An 11633-nucleotide genomic window follows, 5' to 3' on the forward strand; every position below is an offset into this window, starting at 1 on the left:
CTCTTTACTATCTACCTGATACAAGAGATAAATCATGGATATTCGTGAAAGTATTCATAGCGAACATGCAAAGCAACTTAATACCGACGGCTTGCGTAACGAATTTTTAGTTGAGGATATTTTTGCGGCCGATCGAGTCAGTATGACCTATAGCCATATTGATCGTATCGTTTTTGGCGGAATAATGCCTGTTACATCAGAGTTGGGTTTTGCCAATGATCTTGGCAAGGCATTTGGTGTGACCTATTTTTTGGAGCGTCGTGAGCTGGGACTTATTAATATCGGTGGCCCGGGGATTGTTATGGTTGATGGTGCTACCTACGAAATTGGTAGTGCCGAGGCATTATATGTTGGCAAGGGTGCCCGTGAACTGAGTTTTGCCAGTGTTAGCAGCGATAAACCTGCAAAATTCTATTACAATAGCGCCCCGGCACATACTGCTTTCCCGACTCGAAAGATCACTCAGGATGAAGCTGCACCGACAACCTTGGGTGATGCTGCTACCAGCAACCGCCGTACTATTTACAAGTATCTGGTTCCTGATGTATTGCCAACCTGTCAGCTGCTGATGGGGATGACCCAACTTGAGGATGGTAGTTTGTGGAACACTATGCCGTGCCATACTCATGAGCGCCGCATGGAAGTCTATTTTTATTTCAATATGCAGGACGATGCTGCCGTATTCCATATGATGGGTAAGCCAGCTGAAACTCGCCATATTGTTGTGCAAAATGAGCAAGCAGTCATTTCTCCCAGTTGGTCTATCCATTCTGGTGTGGGTACACAGGCGTATACGTTCATCTGGGGTATGGTCGGTGAAAACCAGGTATTTGGTGACATGGATCATGTTGCTATCAAGGACCTGCGCTAAAACATCGTATATCCATGTTGCCGGTCGATTCGTTTCGACCGGCATCTTACTTTAAATCTGGTGCACGTAATCTCGTGCCATAGGAAATAGCATGATTCTTAACGCATTCGATCTGAAAGGTAAAGTCGCCGTCGTAACCGGTTGTGATACGGGCCTTGGACAAGGAATGGCATTGGGCTTGGCACAAGCTGGTTGTGATATTGTTGGTATCAATATTGTTGAACCAACGGACACAATGATCAAAGTTGAAGCGATTGGCCAAAAGTTTTTGAGTCTCAAGGCTGATGTCAGTAAAGTTAGCGAGCTGCCACTGTTGATTGAGCAGGCCGTATCGCATTTTGGTCACATTGATGTATTGGTTAACAATGCCGGTATTATTCGCCGTGATGATGCGATCAATTTCAGTGAAAAAGACTGGGATGAGGTGATGGACATCAATATCAAGAGCCTCTTCTTTATGTCGCAAGCGGTTGCCAAGCAGTTTATGGCACAGGGAAATGGTGGAAAAATCATCAATATCGCATCCATGCTTTCATATCAAGGCGGGATCCGCGTTCCCTCTTATACGGCTTCAAAAAGTGGAGTAATGGGACTGACCCGTTTGCTGGCCAATGAATGGGCTAGTCATGGGATCAATGTGAATGCTATTGCTCCCGGTTATATGGCAACCAATAACACCGCTGCACTGCGTGCTGATGATGATCGTAATGCTGCCATCCTGGAGCGTATTCCTGCTGGTCGATGGGGGATTCCGGATGACATGATGGGGCCAGTGGTATTTTTAGCATCATCAGCTTCAGATTATATTAATGGCTATACCCTAGCCGTGGATGGTGGCTGGCTGGCTCGTTAATGCTCAAGCATTGCTGCATTACCACCTGATAGGCGTTTTTCTGGAATACTGTATGACTAATTATGTTGAGATGTTAGCGCAATTGATCGGATTGCTGGCTTGTATGATTGGTGCGTTGGCATTTATACAACGGCAAGATATGAAACTGCGATCACTGCTTTGCCTCAATGGTGCGCTTTTATCGATACATTTTTTAATGCTGGGCGCGGTAGCTGCTGCAATTAGTTGTCTGTTATGTGCGGTGAGAACGTGGGTGTCAGGTTATTACCGTACCCAAGCAGTCATGTTGATATTCATGATTGCATCATGTGGTCTTGTAATTCCATATCTGGAACATCCCATGCAGTTTCTGACGGTGTTGGGAACAACGCTCAGTACTTACGCTTTGTTTCGGCTGGATGGTGGGCCCCTGCGGTTATGTATGCTGGCCAGCACTGTCGTTTGGTTGATCCACAATATCTGGGCGGGATCATGGGGGGGAATTTTATTGGAAGGGGGTTTTTTCCTCATCAACAGTTACACGATTTTAACGGTTTATGGGATCCGGATAAACAAGGAGAAAATCGATTATGTTGAGTAAGATTGCCCTGCTCGGGGAGTGCATGATTGAACTCAATGGCACGCCTTTTGGTGACATGCAGCAGGCATTTGGGGGCGATACCCTCAATACCGCCATCTATCTCGCGCGTGCCTCCCAACCCACCGATATTCAGGTGAGCTACCTGACCGCCATGGGCCAAGACCCTCTCAGCCAGCAAATCATCGCGCGCTGGCAACAGGCCGGGATCGACACCAGCGCGGTGCTCATCGATCAACAGCGCCATCCAGGCCTCTATCTTATCCAGCTTGATGAGCACGGCGAGCGCACCTTCCTCTACTGGCGCAATGATTCGGCTGCCCGTTATCTGATGCAGCACCGGCAGTTGCCGCAGCTCAAGCAGGCCGTCAGCAACGTGGATGCGCTCTATCTCAGCGGCATTTCGCTGGCGATCCTGCCCGCCGCAGATCGGCAGGCGCTGCTGCAGTGGCTGGCTGAGCTGCACCGGGCGGGTGTGGCGATCATCTTTGACAGCAACTATCGCCCCGCCCTGTGGCAGAGTCCGGCCGACGCCCGGGCCTGTTACCAGCAACTGCTGGCCATCACTACGCTGGCCCTGGTCACCGACGACGATGAGCAGGCCTTGTGGGGGGACGAGAATATGACCCAGACCCTGCAGCGCCTCAAGGCGGCTGGGGTGCAGCAGGCGGTGGTCAAACAGGGGGCAGCTGGCTGTTGTTACCAGGCCCTGCAAACCGGGGAACCCACCATCACTATTCCTACCCAAGCGGTCAGCAAGGTGGTGGATACCACCTCGGCCGGTGACTCCTTCAATGCCGGTTTTCTGGCTGGCTACCTGCAAGGACAGGCGATCGACGAGTGCGCCCGCATGGGCCACCGACTGGCGGGGATCGTCATTCAGCACAAGGGGGCAATTATTCCGGAAAGTGCCACCCGCAGTGTCACCGACAGCTTCATCAAACCGGCATCACACTAAACGAGGTCAACCGAATGTCATCCATTACTGAACAACTGCAAGCCCTGAAAGTGATCCCGGTGATCGCCATCGAGCAGGCTGAAGACATCATTCCACTGGGGGCGGCGCTGGCCAATAACGGCCTGCCGGTTGCCGAGATCACCTTCCGCTCCGCTGCCGCGGCCGAGGCGATCCGGCTGCTGCGCCAGAGCCAACCTGAGATGCTGATTGGCGCAGGCACCGTGCTCAACCGTGAGCAGGTGATCGCCGCCAAAGAGGCGGGCGCCACCTTTATCGTCTCCCCCGGTTTTAACCCCAATACGGTCAAGGCCTGTCAGGAGCTCGACATCCCGATCATCCCGGGGGTCAATAACCCCAGCACCATTGAAGCGGCGCTAGAGATGGGGCTGACGACCCTGAAGTTCTTCCCTGCCGAAGCATCGGGTGGTAGCGCGATGATCAAGGCGCTGCTGGCACCTTATACCCAGATCACGCTGATGCCCACCGGTGGGATCTCGCCTCACAATATCAATGAATACTTGGCGATCCCGCGGGTCATCGCGTGTGGTGGATCCTGGATGGTCGACAAGAAACTGATCGCAGAGAAACAGTGGGAAGAGATTGGCCGACTCACTCGTGAAGCGGTGGCATTTCTGTCCCAGTGATTTTATAGGGCTGACTAAGCAATGGTGGGTCACATGGTGACGAGGATGAATTTGTGGCCCATTTAGGCGTTGTTTCCCAAATCAACCATCAAGCCACAACTTCCCCAGCCCCAGGTGACAGCTACACTCGGGGCTTTCTGACAGGCAGACCAAGGGCATTCAGTTTGTTCATCGCACACACGTAGGCCATGATCTCTCCCACTTGGCCGTTGTAGTTACGCAGACTGATTTTGCCCGTCATCAACTGCTTGAACCGATACATCGCCGTCTCTGCCAGCGAGCGCCGATGATATCCCGACATCTTCTTCCAGTGCACTAGCCCCTCCTTGCGCATTACCAGCACCGCCTCATTTCTTGGATGTCCCTTTTCCCATAACCCAGCGTTTTTACGAGGCGGAATACAGGCTGTCGCCCCTTTGTGCGAGATAAGCTGATGGCTGGCTTTGCTGTCATAGGCACCATCCGCATAAACACGTCCCAGCTTGCGCCGCAGTGGGTTGAGCAAGGTCGGCAACACCTCGGCATCATGGACATTCTCCAGCGAGACTTCCGCCGCCACGATATCGTGGCTCACCGGGTCTACTGCCAGATGTAACTTGCGCCAGACCCGCCGCTTCTCAGCGCCGTGTTTTCTGACCTTCCACTCGCCTTCACCAAACACCTTCAGCCCGGTTGAGTCGATAACCAAGTCGGTAATGCGCCCCTTTGGGGGCTGTCGATAAGCGACCATCACTGTGCGTGCTCGCTTGCTGACACAGCTGTAATCGGGGGCACAAAGCGGTACGTTCATCAACTCGAACAGGGAGTCGAGTAGTCCCTGAGTGGCCCGCAGAGTGAGGTTGAAAATCCCCTTGAGCATCAGGAAGGTACAGATGGTCTGGTCAGTGTAAAGCTGGCTGCGGCCCCGCCGCCCATGATGGTCGTGGTGAAACCAGTTGCTCATGGCCTCGGCATCAACCCAGAAGGTGAGTGAACCACGGTTAATCAGAGACCTGTTGTATTTAGGCCAGTTGGTGATGGGGTGAAGCGATGTGCCCATGATGCAGACTTGAAGGGGATGGTGGTGATCAGATCACCGAGTCCTCAGTTAGTTCCATTCAAGCTGCATCGATTTGGGAAACAACGCCGCCCATTTACTGTAATTGATGAAGGATTTGTCGCGATAAAGACATTGGAGACGTTATGAAAGTAAAAAAGCTTGTTTTTGTTTTTTCATTACTCTGTGCTGCACATAATGTATTCGCTTTTGAACATCCCGGCGTATTACTTAATAAAACAGACATAGAATTTGTTAGACAAAAAGTTTCCAATGAGGTTGAACCATGGTTCTCATCATATAAAAATATGCTTGTCTCCCCATTAGCTAATCGAAGCTATTTGCCCACTGCCAAATGGGACAGCATGGCGTGTGGTGGTCCTGATGGCGAGGGAATTGCCCAACGCTGCAAAATAGAGAGAGAGGATGCTCGTGCTGCATATACCCAAGCTCTCGCCTGGTTATATAGCGGGGATAATGTGTATGCCGAAAACTCGATAAATATAATGAATGCTTGGTCTGAACAGTTTACAGGGCATCACACTGGGCAAAACCAAGCACTTCAGGCATCATGGGCTGCCGCAGTATGGGCTAGGGCTGCTGAGATAATCAAACATACATATATTATCGACGGCAGTTCAAAATGGAATTCAGATAAAATAAAGAAATTTGAGCATATGCTTAGAAGTCGTTATATTGACGATATAAATGGACAAAAAACAGATTGTCATTTTGGGAATTGGCAGGCCGTCATCACGGAAGCAAAATTAAATTCTGCAGTTTTCCTTGATGATCAAAAACTGTTCGATGAATCTTTAGAACGATTCCATAAGTATTTTCCAACATATGTTTACTTATATTCTGATGGTGGTTTGCCAAAACCAATAGCAGGCTGTTATTCCCATGATGAACTAGATAAATTCAACTCATATTGGAGTATCACTAATAAGACAACACCATTAAAACAAGGTCATGCACAAGAAACGTGTAGAGATTTGGAGCATCTGGCTTATGGAGTAGCTGGGTTTGTTAATACGGCACAAACTGCCTATGTGCAAGGTGTTGATCTATATAGTCAAGAAAAAGAGCGGTTTATCTCGGTTATGGAATTTAATGCTGCATTAGATATGGCCGGGAACCGTGATTTGCTAAACGAATGTGGCATGAATGTTCCTGTTTTAGGTGGATTGAAAGGAACTATGCACATTGCGTATAACCACTTATCTAAAATAAATGGTGTCTATCTCCCCAATACTGAAAAATGGCTCCTTGAAAATGGTAGTCAACGGCCGCAAGGTTTCTTTCATTATTTATGGGAAGAGCTAACTCATACTAAATAACATAAACGTTATGCAGGTTAATAGATGCATAACAAGGAGATGGTACGGCCTGTAAATACAGGCCGTATTTTATTACGATCATGCTACTCAGGTATCAGTTCGGGCTTGTTCTATGACCATTACGGTCTCTTTCATCGACTTCACTACGATATTTAAAACCAGGCATGAAAAGCATAGGGAATTTTAGCTGATTGACATAAGCCACTGGTGTGGCTTGCATCGCTTAAATATCAACCTGCGAACCCAGCTCGATGACCCGGTTGGGCGGGATCTCGAATTGATCCGGCGCCCGCAGGGCGTTGCGCTGCAGCAGCATAAAGAGCTTGCCGCGCAGATAGAGATACCAGGGGCGGTCTTTCATGATGAGCGACTCGTGGGCCATAAAGAACGAGGTCTCCATCATCCGGCAGCTGAGCCCCTCGGCGTTGCAGCGGTGGAAGATCTCCTCCACGTTCGGGGTCTCGCGCCAGCCGTAGCTTGCCACCACCCGCCAGAAGGTGGGGGAGAGCTGCTCGATGCAGACCCGGCGCACATTGTGGACGTAGGGCACCTCTTCCACCCGCAGGGTGAGCAGGATGATCCGCTCGTGCAGCACCTTGTTGTGCTTGAGGTTGTGCAAGAGCGCATGGGGGATCACATTGACCACCCGCGACATATAGACGGCAGTGCCGGCCACCCGGGTCGGCGGGGATTTCTCCAGCGAGGCGATCATCGGCTCAAGGGAGTTGCCGTGCTCGTTCAGGCGGCGAATAAGCTGGAAACGCTCGCTCTTCCAGCTGGTCATCACGGTGAACATCACCGCGCCCAGGGTGAGCGGCAGCCAGCCGCCGGAGAAGATCTTGGCGAGGTTGGCGGCAAAGAGCGGCACGTCGATACAGAGCAGCGCGGCAAACAGGATGGCCACCAGATACTTGTTCCAGTGCCAGCTGTTCTTGGCCACCGAGCAGGAGAGGATGGAGGTGAGCACCATGGTGCCGGTTACGGCGATGCCGTAGGCCGCAGCCAGATTGCTGGAGTGCTCGAAGCTCATGATGACGATCACCACCGAGATATAGAGCATCCAGTTGATGACCGGAATATAGATCTGGCCGGACTCCTGCTCGGAGGTATGAACGATGCGAATGGGGGAGAGATAACCGAGGCGCACCGCCTGCCGGGTCAGCGAAAAGACCCCGGAGATCACCGCCTGCGAGGCGATCACCGTCGCCATGGTTGCCAGCAGCAGCAGCGGCACCAGCGCCCATTTCGGCGCGAGCAGGAAGAAGGGGTTGGCAATGGCGGCAGGGTTGCTCAGCAGCAGCGCCCCCTGACCGAAGTAGTTGAGCACCAGCGAGGGCAGCACCACGATAAACCAGGCGAGGCGAATTGGATTCTTGCCAAAGTGGCCCATATCCGCGTAGAGCGCCTCCACCCCGGTGATGGCCAGCACCACGGCGCCGAGGGCAAAGAAGGAGGTGGTCTGGTACTGGACAAAGAAGCGCACCGCCCAGATGGGGTTGAGCGCCCCCAGCACCTCGGGGTTGTGGATGATGCCGCGCAGCCCCAGCACCGCCAACGTCATAAACCAGATCAGCATGATGGGGGCAAACAGCTTGCCCACCATGGCGGTGCCATGTTTCTGGATGGCAAACAGCAGGGTCAGCACCAGCACCGAGAGAGTGACGATATAGGGGTCGAGGGCGGGGGTGAGAATGCTCAGACCCTCGATGGCCGACATCACCGACATCGCCGGAGTGATCACCACCTCGCCATAGAAGAAGCTGCCACCAATCAGGCCGAGGATGATCAGGAGCGGTGTCCAGCGGGTGGAGGCGTTGCGGGTCGCCAGCGACATCAGGGTGAGAATGCCACCCTCGCCGGCGTTGTCGGCCCGCATCACAAAGGAGAGGTACTTGACCGACACCACCAGGATCAGCAGCCAGAAGATCAGCGAGAGAAAGCCGAGAATGGAGGCCGGCTCGACGCCGAACCCGAATTGACCTGACAGGCACTCGCGCAAGGTATAGAGCGGGCTGGTGCCGATATCGCCATAGACTACGCCAATCGCCGCCAGCATAACGCCGGGAGTGGCTTGTTGTTTATCACAGTTCATGAGTTCATCTTGTCAGTTTGATGTTTACACGTTTGCCAACGCACAGCTGCCCGACCTACCAAGAGAGTCGTGATATTTAATCGGGAGAGAATTAATGGATTGCGATGGGAAAGGGCGCTAACGGAATAGTGATCTGCTTGTCATGGAACACAGTCTGTTCATCTGTCATTAAGCTTATAATGACACACACTCTGCGGGACTATGCTCAGTTATAAATAATCAAAAGTTCAATTTGAGTAAGAGAATTAATTATCCGGCGATTGAAATAGGCCGCGACAATGCAGGCAACTGTTTGTTTTATCTAGCGAAGTGGTTTGGCCACTCTCTTTTACCAAAATGGATAATAAATAGACGATAAAGTAATCACTAATTAAATACTGGCAGGATGGCAAAGGGGAGGGGGATGAGTAGCAATGGAGTCTTTATTTGCCAGAAAGAAATAAATGTAGGGTACAATAAACTGCGCTTATTGTACCCTAATGAACTAAAAGCTATTAAGAGATTTGTTTATATGTGTCAATAATGAAATGCATAGGTATTGGTAATCGATAGTGTCTACAACCTGTGAGTATTAATGGCCAGAAGTTATGTTTATAGGCACTCATTTCATAAATTTTATTTGAGGAGGCGCATTCATCTATTAATTGTTTGATAAAATTTTCTGGTGTGTCGTCTATGCATACGTGTGATAATGTTGAGCCATGCATGGAATCATACTTATAAAAGTGTTTTTCTGAAGACTCATCTAGAAAGAAAACTTGAAAATTACAGTGAGATAAAAACTCATCTTTTATTTTTTTAACATTATCATATGGCTGAATATTATTGGTGATAATGGAAAATAAAGAAATGTATGGATATAAAACAGCTCCTTTAGTGACACTTCTTCTATATTCATTGGAGTTGTCAATAGGGTGTTCAATTAGCTCGGCATAACTCAAAATAGTAGTTGGATATGAGTCGTTTTGATGAAAAAGATGATGTATACCTTGAGTCATATACAACAACCAAGAGCTAATATCATTCCAGTGAGTGGAGTTCATATATAAGAAAAACAATGCCAAAGTTAGATCTATCGCTTGTTCATCTTTGTAAGGTGTAAAGAGTATAGGGTTGTTTACAACAAGTCTCTTTATCGCATTTTGGGTTTTTAATATCGATTCTTCAAATTCTTTCGATAACTCTGAATTAGGTTCTGAATTTGATAAAAACCAGTATAGCCAGAATCCATATAGTGAAATTCGACCTAGTAAATCGAACATTTTTAAATTGACGTCAACAGGACAAGACGGCCTAACTGCATGTGATAAAGCATATAAATTGTCTACATGTGGCAAGATCTTGTCTTCTATGTATTGACTAGATATTTGTAAATTCAGCCTGAAAATAGAGTCCAATGCATTTAATGTCTCAATTGCTATTTTGTTTTTTTTGTCAAAAGCAAACTTAGTCGCATCCCAAGAGTTTAAAATAGTGAATTCAGAAGATAAAAATGCACTCTCTAAATTATTTTGTTCCCGACACCATGAGTATAAAATCCATAAACAAAGATTAAGTTGTCTGATGCGAGTTAAAATCTGGTTAGGTTTTGACTCCTTAACATTTGTATGTATGGAGATGGTATTCACCTGACAGTTGCCCACAAAAGGGAGTGGTCATACGGCTTCAAACCGGATAACAAAACGGTACCCCTACCGTGTTATCCGGAGTCACCGTATGACCACCAACGAGAAAGTAGCACGTCGTAAACTCAGCCTGCTAGAGCTCGCCAAAGAGCTCAATAACGTCAGCAAAGCCTGCAAGCTCATCGGCTACAGCCGCCAGCAGTTCTACGAGATTCGCCGTAACTACCAGACCTATGGCGCCGAGGGCTTGCTCGACAAACTGCCCGGCTGTAAAGGGGCTCATCCCAACCGGGTCGCTCCCGAGATTGAGCAGGCCATCCTCGATTACTCCCTCACCAGGCCTACTCACGGCCCGCTGCGGGTCGCGCAAGAACTGGCTTTGCAAGGCATCAACGTCAGTGCCGGCGGCGTGCGTGGCGTGTGGCAACGTCACGATTTGCTCTCCAAACACGACCGCTTGTTACGTCTCGAGAAAACCCATCGGGAACAAACGATTGAGCTCAATGACGAGCAAATTCGCCTGCTCGAGCGATTCAGTCCCGAGTTCCGAGAACGCCAGATTGAGGTCCACTACACCGGGGAACTGGTGGCGGTCGACACCTTCTTCGTCGGCGCGCTCAAGGGGGTCGGTAAGGTGTATCTGCAAACCGTGCTGGACTGCTATAGCCGCCACGCCTGGGGGCGGCTCTACACCAGCAAGCTGCCCATCACCTCGGTCCATGTGCTCAACGAAACAGTGCTGCCATTCTTTGAAACCCACGAGGCACGGGTCTATACCATCCTGTCGGACAACGGGCGCGAGTTCTGCGGGCGCCCTGACCATCATCCCTACGAGCTGTTCCTGCAACTGGAGGGGATTGAGCACCGAACCACCAAGGTGCGCAGGCCGCAGAGCAACGGCTTTATCGAGCGGCTACATCGAACCTTGCTGGATGAACACTTCCGTATCAAGGGGAGAACGACTTGGTATGAGTCGGTGGAGCAGATGCAGACAGACCTGGATAGCTACCTGGAACACTACAACACCGAGCGGCCACATCAGGGCAGGATGATGGAGGGTCAGACCCCCTACAGCATGTTCAAGAAGGGTCTGAAATTGATACCGAAGGAAGTGCGCACTAAAGTAGCGTAAACAAGACACCGGTTTGAGGCCGGTGTCAGGTGATAACTAGATCTGTACAATTTGTAAGGCTGGCAGCCAGTATTTTGAAGTGTTTAAAAGAAATTTCTGGTTCATCTATCATTGCAAGTGACTTACGTAATAAAACACGACAGTTTTTTGGTAAAAGCTCTTCTCGCAACATGTGTTGTTCAATTAATGTAGCTAATCTGTCCCCATTCCACTCAGAGAAAGACACAGAGTCAGTTTTATGTTTTTCTAAAAACATACTAACGTTAGCTCTAACCTCTTCTTTTACTTCTCCACCAAAGCATAAACAGATTTCTATAGGCTTATCTTTGTATTCCACAGGGATTCTCGTGGGAATAAATACATCTATTATTTCTTCTATTGAGGGTCTCAAATCTTGTGGGTTTCCACTGCTCCAGTCTTTTCTATCTAGATCCCCGGATTTTACGGAAAACAAATATACTTTGCTTTCGATGTCGTCAGCAAGCCTACCAAATGCTCCAACGTC

At 49.6% G+C, this 11633-nt stretch carries 11 protein-coding genes; 7 read left to right on the forward strand and 4 right to left on the reverse strand.

Going from position 1 to position 11633, the window contains the following annotated elements:
* The first annotated feature begins 34 nt into the window (after positions 1–34).
* From kduI to ACTG19_RS01130, 5 genes are all read left to right on the forward strand, one after another.
* Positions 35–871: a 5-dehydro-4-deoxy-D-glucuronate isomerase gene (gene kduI / locus ACTG19_RS01110; RefSeq protein WP_224969994.1), complete on the forward strand. Its 837-nt coding sequence runs from the start codon at positions 35–37 to the stop codon at positions 869–871.
* Positions 872–962: 91 nt separating this feature from the next.
* Positions 963–1724, forward strand: coding sequence for a 2-dehydro-3-deoxy-D-gluconate 5-dehydrogenase KduD (kduD, locus tag ACTG19_RS01115; RefSeq protein ID WP_005351548.1), 762 nt, complete (start codon positions 963–965; stop codon positions 1722–1724).
* A 52-nt stretch (positions 1725–1776) separates the two neighbouring features.
* The gene (locus ACTG19_RS01120; RefSeq protein WP_013723795.1) at positions 1777–2304 is read left to right on the forward strand and encodes a YgjV family protein; all 528 of its coding nucleotides are present in this window, start codon (positions 1777–1779) and stop codon (positions 2302–2304) included.
* On the forward strand, positions 2294–3259 hold the full coding sequence (locus ACTG19_RS01125) for a sugar kinase (RefSeq protein WP_439988607.1): 966 nt from the start codon (positions 2294–2296) through the stop codon (positions 3257–3259). Before ACTG19_RS01120 ends, ACTG19_RS01125 begins: the two co-directional genes overlap by 11 nt.
* A gap of 14 nt (positions 3260–3273) precedes the next feature.
* Positions 3274–3903 (forward strand): bifunctional 4-hydroxy-2-oxoglutarate aldolase/2-dehydro-3-deoxy-phosphogluconate aldolase, encoded by a 630-nt coding sequence (locus tag ACTG19_RS01130; RefSeq protein WP_005351553.1) that lies wholly within the window; start codon positions 3274–3276, stop codon positions 3901–3903.
* A gap of 121 nt (positions 3904–4024) precedes the next feature.
* Here ACTG19_RS01130 and ACTG19_RS01135 read toward each other — a convergent pair whose 3' ends face one another.
* Positions 4025–4942, reverse strand: coding sequence for an IS5 family transposase (locus tag ACTG19_RS01135; RefSeq protein WP_439988608.1), 918 nt, complete (start codon positions 4940–4942; stop codon positions 4025–4027).
* A 143-nt stretch (positions 4943–5085) separates the two neighbouring features.
* Between ACTG19_RS01135 and ACTG19_RS01140 the strand changes: the two genes are divergently transcribed.
* Positions 5086–6279, forward strand: coding sequence for an alginate lyase family protein (locus ACTG19_RS01140; protein WP_439988609.1), 1194 nt, complete (start codon positions 5086–5088; stop codon positions 6277–6279).
* Positions 6280–6502: 223 nt separating this feature from the next.
* Here ACTG19_RS01140 and kup read toward each other — a convergent pair whose 3' ends face one another.
* Together kup and ACTG19_RS01150 are read right to left on the reverse strand one after the other, a co-directional pair.
* A complete protein-coding gene (gene kup / locus ACTG19_RS01145) occupies positions 6503–8371 on the reverse strand; it encodes a low affinity potassium transporter Kup (protein ID WP_216948705.1) in 1869 nt (622 codons plus the stop codon).
* Positions 8372–8865: 494 nt separating this feature from the next.
* Positions 8866–9999 (reverse strand): hypothetical protein, encoded by a 1134-nt coding sequence (locus ACTG19_RS01150; RefSeq protein WP_439988610.1) that lies wholly within the window; start codon positions 9997–9999, stop codon positions 8866–8868.
* An 88-nt stretch (positions 10000–10087) separates the two neighbouring features.
* On the opposite strand from ACTG19_RS01150, the gene ACTG19_RS01155 reads away from it, so the two are divergent.
* Positions 10088–11128, forward strand: a complete 1041-nt coding sequence (locus ACTG19_RS01155; RefSeq protein WP_101615945.1) for an IS481-like element ISAs19 family transposase — start codon at positions 10088–10090, stop codon at positions 11126–11128.
* A gap of 25 nt (positions 11129–11153) precedes the next feature.
* Here ACTG19_RS01155 and ACTG19_RS01160 read toward each other — a convergent pair whose 3' ends face one another.
* Positions 11154–11465 carry a hypothetical protein gene (locus tag ACTG19_RS01160; protein ID WP_439988611.1) on the reverse strand — a complete coding sequence of 104 codons (312 nt, stop codon included), beginning with the start codon at positions 11463–11465 and terminating at the stop codon, positions 11154–11156.
* Between the last annotated feature and the right edge of the window lie 168 nt (positions 11466–11633).

Origin of the sequence: Aeromonas sp. 3P (genome assembly GCF_051919745.1) — a bacterium.
Lineage (GTDB): Bacteria > Pseudomonadota > Gammaproteobacteria > Enterobacterales > Aeromonadaceae > Aeromonas > Aeromonas veronii.